This window comes from Myxococcus sp. AS-1-15, assembly GCF_020037055.1.
GTDB classification, from domain to species: domain Bacteria; phylum Myxococcota; class Myxococcia; order Myxococcales; family Myxococcaceae; genus Myxococcus; species Myxococcus fulvus.
The window spans coordinates 137732-159370 of record NZ_JAIQDF010000007.1 but is presented as its reverse complement, the minus strand read 5'-3'; the positions used below and the strand labels follow the sequence as shown (position 1 = coordinate 159370).

7 protein-coding genes are annotated in these 21639 nt (G+C 69.4%); 5 read left to right on the top strand and 2 right to left on the bottom strand.

Going from position 1 to position 21639, the window contains the following annotated elements:
- Nucleotides 1-17: 17 nt before the first annotated feature.
- Nucleotides 18-2855, top strand: a complete 2838-nt coding sequence (locus K8625_RS20540; protein ID WP_223783655.1) for a type I polyketide synthase — start codon at nt 18-20, stop codon at nt 2853-2855.
- A gap of 6 nt (nt 2856-2861) precedes the next feature.
- Here the strand turns inward: K8625_RS20540 and K8625_RS20535 are convergent, their stop codons facing one another.
- Both K8625_RS20535 and K8625_RS20530 read right to left on the bottom strand, forming a co-directional pair.
- Nucleotides 2862-3125 carry an acyl carrier protein gene (locus K8625_RS20535; RefSeq protein ID WP_223747410.1) on the bottom strand — a complete coding sequence of 88 codons (264 nt, stop codon included), beginning with the start codon at nt 3123-3125 and terminating at the stop codon, nt 2862-2864.
- A 108-nt stretch (nt 3126-3233) separates the two neighbouring features.
- Nucleotides 3234-4229, bottom strand: coding sequence for a peptidyl-prolyl cis-trans isomerase (locus K8625_RS20530; RefSeq protein WP_223783654.1), 996 nt, complete (start codon nt 4227-4229; stop codon nt 3234-3236).
- Nucleotides 4230-4521: 292 nt separating this feature from the next.
- Here K8625_RS20530 and K8625_RS20525 point away from each other — a divergent pair, with 292 nt between their 5' ends.
- From K8625_RS20525 to K8625_RS20510, 4 genes are read left to right on the top strand one after another with little or no spacing between them, the layout of a single operon-like run.
- On the top strand, nt 4522-5298 hold the full coding sequence (locus K8625_RS20525; protein ID WP_223783653.1) for a peptidyl-prolyl cis-trans isomerase: 777 nt from the start codon (nt 4522-4524) through the stop codon (nt 5296-5298).
- A gap of 20 nt (nt 5299-5318) precedes the next feature.
- Nucleotides 5319-6260, top strand: coding sequence for a peptidylprolyl isomerase (locus K8625_RS20520; protein WP_223783652.1), 942 nt, complete (start codon nt 5319-5321; stop codon nt 6258-6260).
- 5 nt (nt 6261-6265) lie between these two features.
- Entirely contained in the window at nt 6266-21148 is a 14883-nt protein-coding gene (locus K8625_RS20515; protein ID WP_223783651.1) for an RHS repeat-associated core domain-containing protein, read from the top strand.
- Complete coding sequence (locus K8625_RS20510; RefSeq protein ID WP_223783650.1) at nt 21145-21399, top strand: hypothetical protein; 255 nt, start codon at nt 21145-21147, stop codon at nt 21397-21399. Before K8625_RS20515 ends, K8625_RS20510 begins: the two co-directional genes overlap by 4 nt.
- The last annotated feature ends 240 nt before the right edge of the window (nt 21400-21639 follow it).

Sequence of the window (21639 nt, the reverse complement as noted above, 5' to 3'; positions counted from 1 at the left end):
AGCCCTTCGAGGACACCATGACGACGGATTCCACCCCCCGCCTCAGTGACCTGCCGCCACTCAAGCTGGCGTTGTTGGCGCGCAAGGTCGAGTCGAAGCTGTCGCTGGCGTTGAGCGAGCCCATCGCCATCATCGGGATGGGGCTGCGGTTCCCTGGCGGCGCGGACACGCCGGAGTCCTTCTGGGAGTTGTTGAAGGAGGGGAGGGAGGCCATCACTCCCATTCCTTCTTCGCGCTGGGATGTCGACGCGTACTACGACCCGACGCCGGGGACGCCGGGGAAGATGTACACGCGGCATGGTGCCTTCATCCGAGGGGTAGAGGACTTCGACCCGCAGTTCTTCGGCATCTCTCCGCGAGAAGCGTCCCGGATGGACCCTCACCAGCGATTGCTCCTGGAAGTGACCTGGGAGGCGCTGGAGCGCGCGGGCCTGTCGGCGGCGGACCTCAAGGGCAGCTCCACGGGCGTCTTCGTCGGCATGATGAACGAGGACTTCTCGCACCTGATGACGGATGCGACGCAGATCGACCTGCACACCGCCTCGGGCTCGGGGTTGAGTGTCGCGGCGGGGAGGCTGGCCTACAGCCTGGGACTGCAGGGGCCGACGATGGCCGTCGACGCGGCCTGCTCGTCATCGCTGGTCACGGTGCACCTGGCATGTCAGAGCCTGCGGACGCGCGAGTGTGACCTGGCCCTGGCCGGTGGCATCAGCCTCATCCTGTCGCCGCTGACGTCCGTGGTGAACTGCGCGATGCGCATGCTCTCCGCGAAGGGGCGGTGCAGCACGTTCGACGCCTCGGCGGATGGCTTCGTGCGAGGCGAGGGCTGCGGGATGCTCGCGCTCAAGCGACTGTCGGACGCGGTCGCGGACAGGGACCCCATCCTGGCGTTGCTGAGAGGCTCCGCGACCAACCACAGCGGTCAGTCGAGCGGTCTGACCGTTCCCAATGGCAATGCGCTGGCGAAGGTGATGCGCGCGGCGCTGAAGTCCGGCGGTGTCGAGCCCGAGCAGGTGGGCTACCTGGAAGCCCATGGCACGGGAACGGCCATCGGGGACCCCATCGAGATGGAGGCGCTGGGCCGCGTCTTCGGGCCCGCGCACTCGCGAGAGGCGCCGGTGGTCGTCGGCTCCGTGAAGACCAACATCGGCCATACCGAGGGCGCGGCGGGGGTGGCGGGCATCATCAAGGTCGTGCTCGCGCTCCAACACGAGGAGATCCCCGCGCACCTGAACCTGGAGACCCCCAATCCCAACATCCGCTGGGATGCGCTGCCCGTCGTCGTGCCGCGAAAACGCATGAGCTGGGCGCGAGGGCAGAAACGGCGAATCGCCGGAGTGACGGCGTTCGGCTTCAACGGGACGAACGCGCACGTGCTCGTCGAAGAGGCGCCCCTCGTCGAGTCCGCCCCGATGGAGGTCGCACCGTCACCCCAGCTGCTGCTGCTGTCGGCCCGCTCCGCGCCAGCGCTCCAGTCCCTGGCGCGGCGCTACGTGGAGCACTTCTCGACGGAGACGGCGCACCAGCCCTCGTTCGGGGACGTCTGCTTCACGGCCAACACGGGCCGGGTCGCGTTCGCGCATCGGGTCGCTCTCGTGGCGTCGAGCGACAGCGAGGCCCGTCAGAAGCTCACGGGCTTCATGCAAGGCGACCAGGTGCCAGGTGTGTGGACCGGCTCCGGGCGACAGCGGCCCCGTCTGGCGTTCTTGTTCGCGGGCTGGGCGTGGGAATGGCAAGGCTGGGGACGAAGACTCTTCGAGTCCGAGCCTGTCTTCAGAGAAGCCATCCTCCACTGCGAGGGCGCGCTGGGCCGGCCTCTGGTCCCGGGGCTCTTCTCCGTGCGAGGGGCGGACTCGGGCCCGCTGGGACCAGGCCTCACGCTTCCGGGGATGTTCGCGGTGCAGTGTGGACTGGTTCAGCTGTGGAGGGCGTGGGGCATCGCGCCGTCGGCGGTGTTGGGCGTCGGCGTAGGAGAGTACGCGGCGGCCTGTGCCGCGGGTGTGCTCACCTGGGCGGATGGAATGGCGCTCGTGGCGACGCTGGGTGAGCAGCTCGAGCGCGCGGCCCCTGGCGCCGAGCTGAGGGTCGAGCAGCCCGAGCAGCTCTCGGATGTCCTCCCGAGGTTTCCGGACGTGTGCCTGTTGGGGCTCGATGGCGAGGGGCGAGGCATCCTCTCAGGCACTCGCGCGGCCATCGAAGCGGCGCGAGCGGAGCTGCTCGAGCAGGGGATTCATGCCGAGTCGCGCGACACGTCACACGCCCTCACCCTGACGGCCTGGAGCGCCGCGCGCGAGGCGGTGGCCGCGGCGGCGCGCTCGAAGGTGCACGAACGACCCCGCGTCCCCTGGCTGTCCGCGCTCACGGGAAAGGTGATGGAGGCGCCGAGCGCGGAGTGCTGGCGAGAGCGCCCGGGGGCCCCTGGGCAATGGCTCACCGCGATGGACGCGTTGAGGGGGCACGGGGTGAGCGGCTCTCTGGACGTGGGCCCCGGCGCGGGCTGGATGGCCCTGGGGCTGCGTGTCCGTCCCGTGCCAGCGCACCCCTGGTTCCCCAGCCTGCGTGCACCTGACGATGACAGGACCGTGCTCGTCGAGAGCCTCGCGGGCCTGGTGGCCGCGGGGGCCGAGGTCGCGTGGTCGGAGGTCTATCGGGACAGGGCCCACGACAAGGTGGTGCTCCCGACGAGCTGCTTCCAGCGCAGTCGGTACTGGTTCGATCGCCCCGCGACGCCCGAGGTGCCCACCGCCTTGCCAGGAGGGGACCTGGAGGCGTTGGCGGGACAGCTGGACCTGCTCGAACAGCTCACGGACGAGCAGGTCCAGGCGCTGTTGGAGGGCCAGCAGCGAAGAGGCTGAGGGGCGCTATCGCTGGGACGCCTGCGCGCAGGCCTGGACCATGGCTGTGATTGCGGACAGGGTGGCGAGGTTCTCCACGCGCATCGCGTCCGCGGGGATGGTGATGCCGTATTGCTTCTCGATGAAGCTCATCATCCGCGCTGTCTCCAGCGAGTTCAGGATGCCGAGCTCGAGCAGGGGAGTGGAGGGCAGGAGCTCCTCCGCCTCACCTTCGAGAATCTCTTCGGCGATGTACCGGGTCAAACTGGCGAGAAGCTGAGTCTGATTCACGGCGTCGACCCCCCATGGGCAGGCAGGGTCGACGGTAGAGCATGTGCCGTGGACCCACCAGCACGTCATGGGTTCCCTCGTGCACTGCATGACGCGAGGGCCGCAGCGCTACGGCTGCGCCGTCGGAGCCGTCGCGGGCTCGGCGGCCTTGTTGTCCGCGCCTTCGATCTTCACCTGCTCCAAGGCCGCGTCCTTCACTTCGATCTTCGCCTTCGACTTCAGGCCGTCGATGAAGCCCTCCATCGCCTTGGAGCGGCGCTCACCCAACAGGCGCGCCTCGATGCGCGGCCGGGCCTGCTCGAAGGACAGGTCCATTCCCACCTGACGGCTCTGCAGCTTCACCAGGTGGAAGCCCTTCTCCGTCTCCACCACCTGGCCGATGTCCGCCGGCGTCTTCAACCCGAAGGCCGCCTCCGCCAGCGTGGCGCCCCAGCTCTGCGTCAGCTCCTCCCGGCTGCGGAAGCCCAGGTCTCCACCCGAGGACTTGGAGACGGGGTCCTGCGACTGCTCGGACGCGGCCAGCTCGAAGGCGCTCTTGGTGGGGCCCGCCTCCTTGCCCTTCAGGTCCGCCAGGAGCTTCGTCGCCGCGGTGCGCGCCTGGGCCCGCCTGGCCGCGTCGGCCTGCGGGGCCTCCAGGAAGATGTGGCTCACCCGCACGCGCTCGGGCCGGACGAACTCCGACTGGTGCTCCTCGAAGTACTTGCGCAGCTCGGGCTCGTCGAGCTTTCCGGCCGCCGCCTCCTGCTGCTTCCGGAGCAGCTTCTGCACCATCACCTTCTCCACCGTCGCCTTGATCTCCGGGTCGTCCTCCAACCCCTGACGTCGGGCCTCCTGCACCAGCAGCTCGAAGCGCACGAGGTTGTCGACGAACTCCTTCTTCTTCTCGAGCGTGGCGTAGCGGTTGCGAACGAACAGGGGCTGCTCGTCCAGCTTCGCCTTCACCTCGTTGGCGGTCAGGTTGCGGTCATTGATGACCGCGACGACGGGGCTCGAGTCCTGGGGCGCCTGCTTCGAGGGGCCCGCGCTTCCCCCCTCGCAGGCGGAGAGCGCGAGGACGGCGAGGGCGGCGGAGAGGACTCGGGTTCGGATGGAGCGCGTGTGCATGGGTGGAATCAACCTCGGGGCCTTCACCTTGCGTGTGGGAGCTCCGCGTTCTCGAGCGGAAGCCGCAAGCAACGCGTGAAGCGACAACCAAGAAGTGGCGCTGAATCGTATATCCAACATGGCGCAAGGTGCGAATCCCGTCGTTCCTCGTTTTGGGTCCAACGGGCGGAAGGAAAGCGTCCCTCCAAGGACGATACGGACGCGTCGGGTCCTGCTGGTCGCGTGGGCGCTGTGCGCGGCCTGCACGAAGCCGGCCCCCGTCGCGAGTCCCTCCCACGCGGGGGAGGGCCCCGTGGTGGGCCGCTTCGATGGTGGCGTGGTGACGCAGGCGGAGCTGGCCGAGGAGTCGGCCCGGCTGCCCTCGCCCCTGCGCGAGCAGTTCGAGCGCCCCGCCGGTCAGCGCGAGTTCGTGCGCTCCATGATCGACAAGCGCCTGTTGGCCCAGGAGGCCCGGGTCCGTGGCCTCCATCAGAAGCCGGAGATCCACAAGCAGGTGCAGGCCCTGGAGGAGCGGCTGGTCATCCAGGAGCTGCTCGCGGCGGAGGAGAAGGCGGCGGGCACGCCGGGCGAGCAGGCGCTGCGCGAGTACTACCAGCAGCACCGCGACGAGCTGGCCCAGCCCGAGCGCCTGCGCCTCGCGCGGGTGCAGGTGGTGGTGTCGCCCGGTGCGACTGCGACGCAGCGCGCCCAGGCGAAGCAGAAGGCCGAGCGACTGGCGCAGCGCCTGAAGTCCGGCGAGGCGCTGGAGAAGGTGGCGGCGGACGGGGATGGGCGCAGCGGGGAGCTGGGCTGGGTGGCGCGGGGAGACCTGCCGGACCGCGAGCTGGAGAGCGCGGCGTTCGGCTTGAAGAAGGTGGGGGACACCAGCGCGGTGGTGGCGGAGGCGAAGGGGTACTCGGTGGTGCGGCTGCTGGAGCGCAGGGAGGCAAGGGTGCCCGCGTTCGAGGAGGTGAGGGCGGAGGTGGAGGGGCGGGCGCTGCCGCAGTGGAAGCGAAAGGTTCTGGAAGGATTGCTGGCCCGGCTGCGTGAGACGGGCTCGGTGAGCATCGACATGCCTGGGACGCCCTGAGGGCGCAGGCGGGAGGGGTTGTGCATCTCTTTGTCTCGGACGGCTTGGGCGCCGTCGACGGCGTCGTGTGCCCTGAAGACCGAACCGCGCTGCGCCCGGGGCTCCGGCGCGCATGGCGTTGCTGCGCGTGGGTCCTGCTCGCGCTCACCCTGGGCGCCTGCCAGGACGAGAGCCTCGTCGCCGAGGTCGGCAAGCGCGACATCTCCAAGGCGGACGTCTCCGCGCTCATCGCCTCGCGCAGCTCGCGCGAACGCCCCACGTCGGGCGAGGCGCTGGACGCGCTCGTCGAGCGCTCGCTGCTCGCCGAGGAGGCCCGTCGCTCGGGGCTGCATGAGGACGCGGCCGTCCAGGCTCGCCTGCGCAGCGCCGAGCGCGAGGTGCTGGCCCATGCGCTGCTCGACAAGCACCTGGCGGAGGTCACCACCGAGGCCCGGCTGCGGGAGCGCTACGCGGCGACGCGGGAGCAGCTCGGCCGCCGCGAGGTCCACGTGCGGCAGCTCCTGGTGCGCGTGCCTCCGGGCGCGGACGACGAGACGCGGGCCCGGGCGCAGTCGCGGATGAACGCGCTGTTCGCGCGGCTCGCGGGCGGTGAGCCCTTCGAGAAGGTCGCGAGCGAGACCTCCGAGGAGACGGTGAGCGCGGCGCGAGGCGGAGACCTGGGGCCGGTGCTCGAAGGCCAGGTGGACGACGTGTTCTTCACCGAGGCCGCGCAGCTCTCCAAGGGCGAGCGTTCGCGGCCGTTCTCCACGGCGTATGGCCTGCATCTGCTCGAGGCCGTCGCGGACATGAAGACGGTGGTGCCGACCTTCGAGGAAGCGCGGGGGCGGCTGGAGTCGGACGCGCGGCGTGACGCGCAGGCGCGGCTCATGAAGGAGCTTCGTGAGCGCATTGCCGTGAAGACCCACCCGGAGCGTCTGGACGCCGCCGCGTCCGTCGCCACGAGTCAGACGGGCAAGGAATAAATTCCATGAATGGTCGTGGCGTGTGGGTGGTGGCCCTCCTCGGCTTGTGGCTGGGGTGTGGCCAGGAGCGGTCTCGTCCCGAGACCTCCGCCGCGAGCGAAGCGCCTCGCGTGGAACAGGTCCGTCAGGCGGTCGCCGGAGATGCCTCGCCTCCGGTCATCGTCGTGAGCGGGGTGGCGCCGGACGCCTCGGTGAAGGTGCCGCCCACGCTGTCGTGGGTCGTCACGGACCAGAGCGCCACGCGCGTGGAGGCGTGGCTGGACGGCAACCCCGCCACCAGCGGCGTGACGGTCTCCAGCCAGGGCGCGCACACGCTCGTCGTCCGCGCCACGGACACCATGGGGCTCACCACCACGGTGACGCGGAGCTTCCGCCTCGACACGACGGCGCCCGTCGTCACCGTCTCGGGGGTCGACGCGGGATGGGAGCGCGACGTCCCGCTCACCATCACCTTCAGCGCCACGGACGACACAGGGACGCCGCCCACGGTGGTGGCGACCCTGAACGGCCAGCCCTTCACCAGCGGCACCACCGTCTCGACGGTGGGGTCCTACACGTTGATCGTCACCGCCACGGACGCCGCGGGCAACGCGACGACCCGGGAGATCCACTTCATCCTCGACTGGACGGCGCCGGTGGTGGCCGTCAGCGGCGTGGCGAACGGCGGCCGGTATCCCAGCGCCGTCATCCTCTTCAGCGTCACGGATCTGACCCTGGACACCGTCGTCTCGACGCTCGACGGCGCACCCTACGAGCAGGGGACCACCATCTCTGCCCATGGGGCCCACACGTTCCAGCTCACCGCGAAGGACCGCTTCGGCCGCACGTCCATCGTGACGCGCAACTTCTTCGTGGATGCGCTGGGACCCGTCATCACCATCACCGGGGTCCACGAGGGCTTCATCAGCAAGCTGTCCTCGGTGGTCATCCACTACAGCGCGACGGATGACTCGCGAGGTCCCGTCGACGTGCGCGCGCGGCTGAATGGCGAGTCGTTCAACAGCGGGGATGCCACACCCATCTGGGGCAACCTGACGCTGGAGGTCACCGCCGAGGACGACCTCTTCAACCTCTCCCGTGAGGTGGTGAACTTCATCCTCGACCCGGTGCCCCCCGTCCTCACGGTGACGGGCCTGCCGAGCAGCCCCGTGGTGGATGTCGAGGAGGTGGTTCCCAGGTTCGAGGCCACGGACTCGCTCACGAGCGTGTCGATCTCCGCCACGCTCAACGGGAATCCCATCGCGAGTGGTGACCCCATCACCCTGCAGCGGCTGCACACGCTCATCGTGGAGGCCACCGACCAGGCCGGAAACGTCACGCGGCAGGAGCACACCTTCACCATCGACCGGACGGACCCGTCGCTGACGGTGACGGGCGTGGAGGAGGGGGGCCGCTACGCCGCGCCGGTGGCCATCACCTTCTCCGCCACCGACGCGAACTTCCTCTCGGTGACGGGGACGCTGGACGGAGCGCCGTACACGTCGGGTGACCCCATCACCACCCATGGGCCCCATGTCTTCGTCGCCGTCGCGCTCGACCAGGCGCAGAACCGCACGGAGGTCCGGCGCGAATTCCGCGTGGACGCCCAGGCCCCGGTCATCACCATCACGGGTGTCTCCGAGGGTCTCATCACGAAGGAGACGGTGACGCCGAACTACACCGTCACCGATGAAGGCACGGTGACGGCGTCCGCGACGCTCGATGACGCACCCTTCGAGCGTGGGACGCCCGTGACCGGGGAGGGCCCTCACACGCTGGTCGTCACCGCCTCGGACGACCTGGGCAACGAGGACTCGCGGACGGTCTACTTCACGGTGGACCGCTCGGCCCCCGTGGTGACGCGGGTGAGCCCCGCGGATGGCACCAGCACCCCCCAGGAGAGCCTGGAGCTGGTGCTCCAGGTGACGGACACCTGGTCGAACGTGACGGTGGAGCTGGGGGCCACGGAGCTCTCCCCTGGCGGCGACGGGCGCTATCGGACGTCGCTGGCGCTGGTGGAGGGGACGAACCTCTTCGAGGTCGTCGCGACCGATCAGGCCGGCAACGTCACCCGACACGCCGTCTCGCTGATTCGCGACTCGAAGAAGCCCGAAATCATCGTCACCGCGCCGGAGGACGACGTCCAGGTGGCGGAGCTGTTCACCGACGTCATCGGCCGCGTCGTGGACGCGTCCTCGGTGACGCTCACCCTCAACGGGGCCCCGGTGACGCTCGCGTCGGATGGGAGCTTCTCCCACCGCGTGACGCTGACCGCCGGAGTGAACACGCTGACGCTCGTCGCGACGGACGCCCACGGGCACGTGGAGACGGTGTCCCGCACCGTCCGCGTCAGCGCCACGAAGCCCACGCTCGTCGTCACCTCGCCCGCGGAGGACATGGTCGTCACCACGGCCACGGTGACGGTGGTGGGCAACGCCAAGGCTGGTGAGCCGCTGGGCACCGTCACCGTGACGGTGGATGGCGCGCCAGCGACCGTCTCGGCCTCGGGCGATTTCTCGCACGTCGTGTCGCTGTCCCCGGGCCAGACGCGCTCCATCTCCATCATCGCGCGCGACAACCATGGCGCCACGGAGGAGGTCGTCCGCACGCTCACGCGCGCGGAGGCGGACGGTGGGTCGCCGGACGCGGGCGCTCGCCCGGATGCTGGCGGTGGCGCGTCGAGTGATGGCGGGACGGCCTCTCCGGATGGTGGCGGCCAGGGTTCGCCCCAGGACGCGGGGCCCGGCGTGGAGCCCGACCCGATGCTGGTGGTCGAGGCGCCGGTGGAGGGCGGCGTGTACGGCGGCGCCCGCTTCGTCGTCAGCGGTCATGTCGAGGGTGGAACGCTCCCGCTGCGCGTCACCGTGCAGGGCGTTGGCGTGGCGGTGAACGGGCGCGACTTCACGGGCGCGCTGACGCTCGATGATGGAGACCACGACCTCCAGTTCAAGGTGACGGATGCCCGGGGGCGCAGCCACGCCCAGACGCGCGCCGTGGCGGTGGATCGCACGCCGCCGCACCTGGTGCTCACCGAGCCCACGCCTCCCGAGGCGTGGAATCGCCTCTCACGCTCTCCCTACCTGCTGCAGGGCACCGCCGGAGACCGGCACCTGACGGAGGTGCTGGTCAATGGCACCCCCGCGCGCGTCATCGCGGGCGCGTTCAGCGCGTACGTGCAGCTGGTCCCCAACACGCCGACGCCGGTGGTCGTCACCGCGTCCGACGTCGTGGGCAATCGCAGCCAGCGGTCCGTGGAGCTGACCCTCCGGGGGGGCGCGCCGCGCGTCACCATCCTCGAGCCCGCGCAGGGCTCGGAGTCCGAGGACGCGGTGGTGACGGTGCGCGCTCGCGTCGAGAGCGCCGCACCGCTGCGCGAGGTGCGCATCGGCACGAGCACGGTGACGTCGACGACGGACGTGTACACGGCGGAGGTGCCGCTGTCCCACGGGGAGAACGTCATCCACGTGACCGCCGAGGACACCCAGGTTCCCGAGGGCGAAGCCAGCGGCATGGTGGGATCGGCCAGCGTCACCGTGCGCTACCTGGAGGCGAGCAAGGCCCCGCTCGTGGTGACGGGTGTGTCGCCCCGCGCCGGTGAGCAGGGCGTGGAGCCCGACGCGCTCATCAGCGTGTCCTTCAACAAGCCCATCCTGGGCACGGGCCTGTCGGAGCGCTTCCTCGTCCGCGTCCAGGGGCAGTCCACGCCGCTGCCGGGTGGCTACTCGGTGGTGCCGGGCTCCCAGACGGTCTCCTTCATCGCGAGAGATCCTCTCCCCGAAGGGGCCCGCCTGACGGTCGAGGTGAAGCAGGGCCTGGCGCCCGAGACTCCGCCGGGCATGGGGGGCGACTTCTCCAGCGACTTCACGGTGCGCAGGCCGCTCACGCGCGTGCGCGGCTACGTCGTCGACGCGGACTACCGCCCGCTGCCCGGGGTGAAGGTCGCGATGGAGGGGACGAGCCTCTCCACCGTGACGGGCCCCGACGGCAACTGGACGCTGTTCAGCCCCCGGGGTGGGGAAGTGGTGATGCGGTACGAGGGCGGCCTGACGTCCGAGGGCGCCACGTACCCGAGCCTGCGTCGACGCCTGTTCGTCAACCACGAGGCCGACACGCTGGACGCGCCCCTGGTGCTCACCGCGGTGGACATGGCGTCCGCGCAGGTCGTGGACGCGCTGCACCCCATGGCGCTGCGCTTCGCGGACCGTCAGCCCGACCTGCACATCGACGTGCCCGAGGATGGGCTCTTCTTCGAGGACGGCATGACGCGTGGGCTCGTCACCGCCACGGAGCTCCAGCCGTATGCGCTGCCGCTGCCCATGGATGGACGCGCGGCGCTCGGCGCGCTGTGGCAGATAGGCCCCGCGGGCGTGCGGCTGCAGAAGACCGTGTCCGTGACGTTCCCCAACCGCGCCCAGCTCCCCGTCGGACGGCTGGCCCTGGTGCTGGGACATGACCCGCAGCGCCACGTGCTCAAGCGCGTGGGCTTCGCCCAGGTGTCGCCGAACGGCAAGACGCTGGAGCCGCTGGCGCCGCTGGGGCTCACGTCGCTGGAGTTCATCGGCTACGTGCCGCTCAACGACGAGCAGCATGTCGCCGTCGCCCAGGCGCTGGGGCTCTCTCTGCCGGATGCGGGCACGGAGGAGGGCGAGGGATTCCAGGGCTCGAGGCCGCGGAGCACTCCGACCGAGCCGCTCTGGAAGAAGTTCATGACGAACTTCATGGTGACCCAGGCGCATGCCCAGCTCGGTGGGCTGGACCTGGCGGGGTACAACGCCTTCGACACGATGCTCGGGATGGCCGTGCCCGGCGCGGTGCTGGGCTCGGTGCGCGCGCCGCTGGAGCGGCAGCTCGAGCTGGAGGTGCGTGCGCCCGCGCTGCCCGCGGTGGGACAGCCCGCGTCCGAGCAGACGGTGGCGATGCCGTACACGCTGGCGCTCGACTTCCGCTCGCAGTTCGTCTCCTCGGACCCGTATGACGTCGAGAATCCGGAGACGGTGCTCGTCAAGCTCGTGGCGCAGGGGCCCTCGGGCAACCTGCCCGAGCCCACCGCCGGCGCCTGGCAGTCGGAGGGCGAGGGTGAGGCCGCGCTGGCGCCTCGCGTCGCGCTCCCCGTGGGCAAGACGACGCTGACGCTGTCCGCGCAGTCGAAGTCCACGCACCGCTTGATGAAGTTCGAGGCGGAGCTGGTGGTGGAGCCCTCCGATGGCGGCCCGGCGAGCGCGAAGCTGCGGCTGCGCACGCTGGAGGACACCTTCTCCGAGGCCGGGGACGAGGCGGTCCACAGCCCGGTGCGCTTCAAGAACCTGCGCGTGACGCTCACGGGGCCCGGCAGCGGCTCGGCGGGCACGACGGGTGAGTCGGGCGGCTACGGCATCCCCGTGCCGGGCTTGATGGGCGGAGAGATGGGCATCTCCTGCACCGAGATTCCCACCGGCCCGCGCATGGTGGAGCGCCTGGGCGAGGACGGGGTGATGCACTACACGCCCACGCTCAACCAGTTCCCCGTCTGCTCGCAGACGTACTGGCTGTACCCCGGCAGGACGACGCGCGCGGACATCCTGGTGGACGTGCGCATGCTGTACGGCGCGCTGACGTTCGTGGACCGCCACGGCGAGCCGCTGGCCCTCAACTGCGACCCGGAGGCCCACAGCCAGAAGGCGCCCGTGCAGGGCGAGTACACGGACATCGCGCTCAAGGACGTGAAGTCGACGGAGGTCCACTTCTTCCGCGCCGATGACCTGGAGCATCCCATCGCGACGTTCGCCGCGGGCACGCCCAACGGCGTGGCCTGCACGCAGGGCCCCACGGAGGATTCGCCGCACGGCTACTACGCGCGCGTGCGCACCGGCCCGGCGGCTCGCATCCGGCAGATGGCGCGTGAGCGCTGCCGTGAGCTGGACAGGCAATTGGGCGGGGCGGATGCCGGTGGGCTGAGCGCCGAGGACCAGGGCTATTACGACGGCAACTGCCGCGACAACCGCACCAACACCCTGCGGCTGAACCCGGGAGACCGGCTGGTGGTCTTCGCGGTGAACCACGCGACGGGCTACTCGGGCATGACGTCCGTCATCGTGCCGGCCATCAACCGCGTGAGCCGCACGGAGACCGGCGGATGCCAGGCCGACGACGAGGCCGGCGGACCGCTCCAGGTGACGGAGCTGGGCGAGCCGATGACGCTGTCCCGGTGCACGCAGACCGAGCTGGGCATCCCCGCGGACCTGAAGCTCTTCCCGCCCGAGATCGATGTCCGCGTGGCCCGACGCATGACGCCCGAGGGTGTCCAGGTCGCCATGCGCCCCACGCTCATCCGGCACGGCGGCGCGGCCACGACGCGCGATGACTTCCTGCAGATGGCCACGCACTGGCGCGTGCGTCAGCTCCCCGAGCCGCACACGGATGGCGGCGTGGTGGATGCCGGCGCGTCCGGTGGCGGCGATGGTGGCTCCTCTGGCTCCGAGTGCACGGACGCGGGCTTCCTGGCCGACGGTGGCATCTGCGAGCCCGACCTCCTGAGAGACCGTGGCGAGCCGGGCGAGGAGCTGGAGCAGTTCTGCTCGGAGCTGCCGCCCACGTCGCCCCTGCGCCTGCAGGGACGGTGCGACACGGGGACGCCGCGCGTGGTGGACGTGCCGCCGGGTGTCCCTCCGCTCGCGGGCCGGCTGGTGCAGGTGACTCAGACGGCGGTGGAGCAGCCGGTGGTGGTGGCCTTCCCGGTGCGCCCGGGTCGCCACACCGCCTCCGTGCAGGCGTCGCTGACGTACCAGAACGAGTCCGGGGCGATGGTGTCGCTCAGCTCGCTGACGCGCGCGAACTACTATCTGCACGTCGTCGGTCACCCGATGTACGAGCGGGACCGGAACGACGACGGCTTCCTGCAGCCGGACGAGGTGAATTCGCCGCCGCCGAACTTCTGCGAGCCCGGCGAGTGCCAGAACCGCGACGGCGAGGTGGAGCCCGACGAGGAGTCGGAGACGAACCCCGACAAGCTGCCCAAGTGGGCGGTGGGGCTGAAGAACGTCTACCGGCACCGCGAGTCGGATGGCTCGGCGCTGGAGCGGTATGACCGCGCCCGTGAGCACGAGTTCCGCGTGCTGGAGCTGGGCAAGGTGACGGTGAGCGCCCGGCCGGGTGACGAGGCGGGCGCCGATGGTGGAAGCCCGGACGCAGGGCGGGTGCTGACGGGTGTGCCGAGGCCCTCGGCCAGCGAGGATGACCTGGCGTACCAGTTCCTCATCGACGGCCTCCAGGAGCCGGACGTGCCGGGCCGCGCGGGCACGGTGAGCGGTGAGTACCGCCTGCGACTGGGCACGGACGACTTCGGCATCGAGTGCCCGGTGGTCATCGAGGGCGGCCGCATCCGCGGCACGTGTGATGGGGAGTTCCTGCCGGAGGTGCTGTCGGCTGCGGACATCCTGTACTTCGAGCTGTACCTGAGCGGGAACGCGGACAACGTGCTGTACCGCTTCAACTTCCACGGAATCTCACCGCGCACGGACTTCGTGACGGCGGGCAGCGAGGACACGCTGGAGCGCTCCATGGCGCGGGCGACGTCTTCGTCCCCGTCGCTGACGAGCCTGGCGTCACCGGAGGTCGCGCGTCCCATCTCCGTCAAGGCGATGGCTCACTTCGCCATTGAACCGGAGACGATGACGAACGGCATCGTCCGGCTGTGCGAGGGGCCGGACTGCAACGCGAACACGCTGCTGAAGGCGGCGGAGCTCAAGTACAGCCGGAACGCCGACACGGGCGTCGGGACGTACGAGGTGGTGCGCTACCTGAATGAGGGCGATGCGCGCGTCAAGCAGCCGCTCATCCTCTTGACGAAGCCCGGGGCGAATGGCGCCCGCCGCTTCGCGCTGCCGCTGTCGAACGATTTGGGCCGCATGCACGACATGCTGTCGAGCGGGCGGGAGCTGTTCCTGGTGCTGGAGCCGGAGCCCGGCATCTTCGGCGCGAGCGCGCCGGTGAAGATGGCGCTGGGCGAGCCGGTGGGCCGCTACAGCTTCGTCAACGCGCGTGCGGCGGGTCAGTCGGTGGTGGAGAACGTCAACCTCGCCGGTGGCCACCTGAGCGTCACGCACGAGGACTTCTCCGTGCCGCACCTGGCGGAGTCCGTGAGCTTCTCGCGCACCTTCAACAACCAGCGCAACGAGATGACGCCGCTGGGCGTGGGCTGGTCCCATGCGTACGAGGGCTTCGTCGTGGAGGAGGAGCTCGGGCGCTACATCGTCGTCCTGAGCGGCCAGTCGTATGACTTCCCCCGGTGCGAGACGGTGCTTCGCCAGGACCAGTCCGCGAGCGACTGCCGGACGGACAAGTCGCACGGTGGCAGCCTCACGGTGACGCGCGCGGGCGCGGAGTTCGTGACGCCTCAGGGCATGGTGTTCCGGTTCCTGCGGCCCTCTGTGCTGGACACGGGCATCGCGGAGCAGCGCCGGTGGGTGCTCTCCGAGTACTCGGATGGGTTGGGGCAGGACAGCCCGAAGCAGGGCTGGACGGCGCTGACGTACGCGCAGGACTCGGACCGCGTGCTGCGCGTGACGCGGACGCCCGGGCATGTGTCGCTGGCGTTCGAGTACGAGGAAATCGACGAGGACGAGGCCTCGGAGAAGCTCCAGCTCCTGGCGCGGACGCAGGGACTGAAGTTGCTGTCCGCGGTAGGGGTGTATCGCAACGAGCACCTGCCTGAGGACCCAGAGGACGCGCCTGACTCGGACGACGCCATCCACCGGGTGGAGTTCGAGCACGACAAGTGGGGCAACCTGAGGCGCGCGGTGCGGCGCACGGGCCTGCCGCAGCAGGCGTGGGTGTACGAGTACGCGCCGCTGCCCGAGACGGGCTCGGGGTACAACAAGTGGCGCCTGATCAACGAGCTGCGCACGGCGCGCTACCAGGTGACGGCGGTTCCGGTGCCGGTGCTGGGCGAGCCGACGTTCCACGACCAGTGGGTCGCCGACTACGCGAGCAGCGGGACGTCCCGCACCTACGAGCACGTGCAGTCCGCGGAGGTCATCGACTCGGCGACGAGCTCGGGCAAGGGGCCCCGGCCGTACCAGTACGTCTACGCGAGCGGCGGCAGCCGCACGGTGACGCGGCCCGATGGCGTGCAGGTGCTCTACACCCTGACGAGCTACGGCAGCGCCGAGAGCGTCACCGTGGGCTCGTTCAACGAACACAAGACGGTGTGGCGCTCGGATGGACAGGTGTCGCCGAAGGAGGTGACGCTGCCCAACCAGTCGAAGCTGGACTACGACATCGACGCGTCGCACCGACTGCTGTCGCTGAAGGTGACTGCGCCTGGGGGCAACGAGTACCAGGGGCCCATCGCCCCCGGCACCCAGGCGGAGGTGGTCCGCCAGACGTTCCCGAACCCGGCCAACCAGAAGTTCGGCATCCCGGACCAGCGCATCACCCCCGCCACGACGGGGACGCAGTCCCTCACCACGCGCGTCACCCCTCAGGGGCAGGTGGAGGGGGTCACCGTCACCAACAGCAACGGGACGACGGCGCGCAACACCGGGACGCGGCGGTTCAAGACGGACGGCTCGGGCGTCCTCGAGTCGGAGACGGACGCGCAGGGACAGGTGACGACGTACAGCAACCCCAACGCCTTGGGGTTGTCGCAGCGCATCGTCGTGACGAACCCGAATGCCACGGATGGGTTGGGGCTGGGGACGCTGACGCGTGAGCTGACGTACGACGACTTCGGCCACGTCACGAAGCTCACGGAGGTGGAGACCGGAACCTGGGAGGAGTGGAGCTACGACAGCCTGGGCCGTGTCACCCGTCACCGCGTGCAGCTGTCGCCCACGCAGGGCTGGGCCTGGACGTACACGTACACGCCCGCGAACCGTCGGGTGACGATGACCGAGCACCTGGATGGCTCCGCGCCCGTTCGCACGGTGGACACCTGGGAGGTGACGGAGGGCGAGGAGTCGACGCGCGGGCTCTTCGAGGAGGAGCGCACGCCTTACGGCGCTCCCGGCCATGAGGCCATCGCGGTGCGCAAGCGGCACCTGCGCAACGGCCGGTGGGTCTCCACGACGGACGCGTCGGGTGTGGAGCGTGAGTACGACTACGACACGTCGGGTCGCCTGCTGGCGGTGCGCATCGTCAACGCCGGGACGACCACCGGCCCCGCCACGGCGGTGGAGAAGAGCTTCTCGGAGTTCGACACGAACGGGAGCGCGCGGAAGATCACGGACCACAACGGGCTGGTGACGCGCATCGGTCACGACTTCCTGGGTCGGCCCGTGTACTGGGACTACACCGGCGCGGACGGACTGAGCGGAGATGCCAGCACCGAGGAGTGGCGCCGAAACTTCCAGGGCGACGTGGTGTCTCGCTCGTTCGGCAACAGCGCTTCCAGCCATGTGCTGGACATCGCTCCGGACGCGCTGGGACAGGTGCGCTCGACGAAGACGAACCTCGCGGGGGGCGCGGCGACGAGCGTCGATGTCACCACGGACTATGACGACCTGGGGCGCGTGACGCGGCAGCAGGACCACGTCATGGAGACGGACGAGCACTTCGAGTATCGCGACGTGCTCGGTCGCCAGACGCGCTACACGCGGACGATGGCGACGGGCTCGGCGCCGCTGCAGCTCGTGGAGACGCGTCGCTACGAGGACGGGACGCATTCCTCCGAGAACCGCCGGAAGGTGACGATTACGCGGACCATCGGTCTGCCGGGCGGCGGGACGCCGCGCACCGAGGTGGAGGAGGAGTACTACGACCTGGCGGGGCGGCTGGTGGAGCAGTCCCGCACACTCTCGGGGCAGGTCTCCCGGTGGCGCTACACATACAACCCTCGGGGCCAGGTGCTGACCGAGGTGGTGCCGACGGATGCGTCGGGTACCGAGACGACGACGTACCACTACGACTCCGCGGGCAACCTCTACCGCAAGAACGAGCCCGGGGACGCGGCCAACCCCGCCGCCGTCACGGAGCTCTTCGTGGACGGGGAAGGGCGCACCGTGCGCCAGGTGGGGCCGCATCCCGATGTGGACTGGCGCTACCGGTACGACGCCTTCGGACAGCTCTCGCGCAAGGAGCTGGTGGCCGCGGGGGAGAACACCGTCGGCGCCACGTGGACGTATGACTATGGGTTGAGTGGGAAGCCGGGCGCGGATGGCTCGGTGCCGGACTCGGCGACGGTGGAGACGGACCCGCTCGGGTACAAGACCTATCGCTACTTCAACGCGCGCTACCAGGTCCTCAAGGAGGTGCGCGAGGACAAGCTCGAAGTCGCCGGTGGCGGGACGAGCACGAGCGGGAACACCCGGACCACGACGTACAGCTACGCGGGACCGTGGCTGCAGAAGCAGGTGACGACGGAGCAGACGGCGGGTGGCACGGGCTCTCCGACGGTGCTCACGTTCGAGCACAAGAAGTTCGATGACCGGGGCCGCTCGCTGGAGGCGCGCGAGCACTGGCAGCGGGGCTCGGACTCGTATGAGTACGTGACGAAGTCGCCGTGGATGGGGCGCACCGTGACGGTGCTCCAGACGGGGACGATGAGCGCCTCGCCGCCTGTCACGCTGCCTTCGCGGCAGTTCGAGGTGGAGACGAACGGCCTGGGACAGATGGAGTCCCGGACGCAGGGCGGGCTGACGGACACCTGGGCCTATGACGCCGTGGGCCTGATTGCCCGCGAGCAGCCCGCGGGGCAGCCGTCGAAGCGCTACACGTACGAGCAGGGCTTGCTGACCGAGCTCGTCCTGGGCACTGGCGCGGACTCGGAGCCCACCCACCTGGCGTACCGGCAGGACGGTCGGCTCAAGAGCGTGACGGACCCGGCCGAGCGCGTGCGGGCGTACTTCTATGGGCCGCGTGGCCTGCTGGTGCGCGAGTGGTTCGGCAAGGGCGGCGAGTCGACGGAGACGAACCTCTCCTACGACGCGGGTGGCTTCCTCGCCAAGGTGTGGAAGGACCCCGCGAAGCCCGCGGAGGCGTGGGAGTACAAGAACGGCCCGTTCGGTGAAGTGCGCCGGGTGACGCCGCCGGGGCTCGCGGCCTTCAACTACGAGTACGACGCCGCGCGGCGACTGACGGCCATCCAGCGGCCTTCGGGTGGGGTGCCCTCGGAGTCGTTCGAGTACGACTACCTGGGGCGGAGCACGAAGCGGAAGCGCGGGACCTCCGAGTGGGTGTCGTCGTGGGTGAACGGCGTCGTTCATTCGACGAGCCCGAGCAACTCGGAAACGTCGGGTGGCAGTGATTGGGACATCACCGAGACGCTGGTGGATGGCCGGGGACGGCCGGTCTGGAAGGCCATCACCGCTGGGGCTTCGTCGGAGGACCAGCAGGACATCAGCCGTGTGGCCTTTGCCTACGACGCGCTGGACTCGCTGGTGCAGGCGCACGAGACGCGTGGTAGCGGGAACGTGCTGAACCGGTTCAGCTACGACGGACGCGGACGCATCGAGTGGCTCGAGCGCGGCAAGGACCACGCGACGGACAAGGATGACCGGGTCGACTTCACGTATGTGACGGGGAGCGATCTGCTCCACCGGAGCACGTCGGGTCGCGCGGCGGATGGGGCTCGGCTCGAGGAGGAGTTCGGCTACGACGCGCTGGCTCGCATCAACGCCGTGCGGATGCGCGTCGATGGCGTCCAGCAGAGCGAGCGCACCGTGGCGTGGGAGCCGGGTGGGAGTCGGCTCTCGCGTATCGCGGACGGCTCACTCGTCGAGCGCAACTGCTACGACGGCCGTGGTTGGCTGACGTCGGTCCGGGCCACGACGGTGGCGATGGATGTGGAGTGCAGCCAGTCGCCCAGCGCGCCGCGGCTTGCCTTCGAGTACACCTATGATGCTCGCGGCAATCGCATCCGCGAGGACGCTCGACGCCCGGACGCGCTGGGCGCCCTGGTCAACGAGCCGACGGAGTATGGCTATGACCTGGCGGACCGGCTGACGGGAGTCCGTTACCCGGGTGGCGCGGCGGAGCTGTACAGGCTCGCGGCGGATGGAACGCGGCTGGGGGCGCGGTTCGCCACGAGCCACTCCGGCTCGCTGTCGACGGAAGGGTACGACCTGGCGTCGGGGGCGCAACGGCGCCTGGTGTACGGCTTCGACGGCGCGGGTGGACTGAAGTCCATCGATGACCAGGCGCTTTCGAGCGGACAGCGCGTGGCGGAGTACTTCACGGATGGCTCGGGACGTGTGCGGCGCGAGAAGCGCTCGGACACGGACGTGACGAACTACGACTGGGATGCGGAGGGGCGGCTGGCCCAGGTCCGCGACCAGAAGCCCGGTGTTGGCGGTGCGCCGCCGGTGACGACGGCGACCCAGTACCGCTATGGCTACGACGGCCTGCGGCGGTCGAGGACCACGTCCTCGGGCACCACCCGCTACGTGTGGGCGGGGGAGCAGCTCGTCGAGGAGCAGCTTGTCGGGGGCACGCGGCTGCACCAGGAGGTGCTCGCGGGACTGACGCTCTCTTCGGGTGGAGAGCGCATCGTCCACGATGGACTGGGCAGCGCGGTGGGGCGCGTTGACGGGACCGGAAACCTGACGACGCAGTCCCGGTTCGATGCCTGGGGTGGATACCGGGCGGGCCATGTCCCGGGTGAGAACCAGTCCAGTGTCGGCTTCACGGGGCATGCATGGGACGCGGCGGCGGGGCTCACCTATGCCCAGCAGCGCTGGTACGACGGAAGGACCGGACGGTTCCTGTCCGAGGACTCCGTGGGCGCGGAGGCGTACCTGAATGCTCCCATGGGCATGCAGCCCTGGGGTTATGGCAATGCCAATCCGACCCGATTCACGGACCCCGATGGTCGGTCCTCTTGCTACAGCGGAGAGAGCCACACTGCGTGCGAAGCGCGCCTGGCGTTGTCGGGACGTTGGGGCTCCTCACCCTTCCACCAAGGTGATCTGACCGATTTCCGCGGGCCCTATGAGCGGATGGAGGAGGAGCGGCAGCGGGAACTCCAGAAGAGCGTCCAGGGGGCTTTCCTCGCCGTGGGCGTGGGGATCTCTCTTGCGGCTCCGCCGATCGCTCTTGCAATGGTTGAAGCTGGGAGCATCTCGGGGACAACGGCCGCCACTGGCGTGTGGCTGGTCGAGACAGGGGCAGGAACTGTTTCGGAGTATGGCCTGACCGGCAACGTCACGGCCGAAGGCGTGGCGTTCAATGCCGTGACGGCGGGGCTCGGAACGGTGGGGCTACTGTCTCACGCGGATGTGTTCATGCCATCCGTTGGAGGGACGATTGCCGAGGTCGATGGCGTGGCTCAGGTCGTCCGGGCCGGCGGCACTGGTGGTTTTGCTCGCACCGGCGCCAGGAGCTATCGGGGAGGCCTCACGGGACCCGTGATGGACTCTGGTCCCGCCACTGTCGCAAATCGGCTTTCCCCCAAACGTTTTGCTCGGCTGAGGTCGATTAGGCCGAAAGGCGGACAGGGCGGGATTCCATATTTGGATGAGGTTCCTACGAGCAGGATGTTTGGGCAGGAGCGGATAAACTCCTGTGGACCGGCTTGTGCTCGCCAGCTCCTCAAGGATGTTGGCGTGGATGTCAGTGAAGCTGTTCTTCGCAAAAAGGCTTTCCTGAAGCCGGATTCGGATGGCATCAGTGCCGAGACCTTGGCAGGGCTACTGGATGAATTGGATCCGAAGTCGCACTGGGATGGCGGTAGCGTCTCTTTCGAGCTGTTGGACAGAATTCCGCGTCCGTTCGCTGCGATGCTCAAGACCGACTCCGGAAATCATCATTGGGTGATTATTGATGAGGTGCTGCCGACTCAAGTGAAGCTGCGGGACCCATGGGGGCCTGAAGCCATCGCGAAGCCAGTGCGTCCTGGACCTGGAAGAGGAACTGTCGCGACGGGGGATCGGGCGACTATTCAGTACCGATGGGATCTTTCGCTTAATAAGGTGGTGTGGCGAAGGAGGCCGAAGTGAAACCGAATGAGGTGGTGTCTGTTCTGAGAGGGTATGGGGTGAGGGCTGATTTCAACGAGGAGGGAGGACGCCGGATCGTGGGTGGGCGACGACTCGAGGGCATGAAGGTGATTGATCCGTTCATCATCTACGAGAAGGGTGGGAAGTGGCTCTTCGGCGTTCCCGGGGCGAGTGGGTTGGGGGAGGATCATGAGATGGCGTCTCTCGATGAGGCCGTCGAGAGAGTTCGTGGGTATTTGAAGTTGGGGTGACAAGATGACTTCGGGGAACGTGGCGGGTGAGAGGTCGTGAGTCACGAACTCATGAGGTGATTCGTATGCGATGTCCTCGTCTGACGGCGCGTTCTTGGTTCGTGAAGGCGAGCCCTGAGCGGGCGCTTCCGCGCTGAAGAATCTCGAGAGCCCCGAGGCGTGAACGCAGTCGCGGTTGACCCGCGACGCCACGCCGGAGGTGTGTCCGAGCGCCTCGATTCCCGCTCCCGTGAGGGAAAG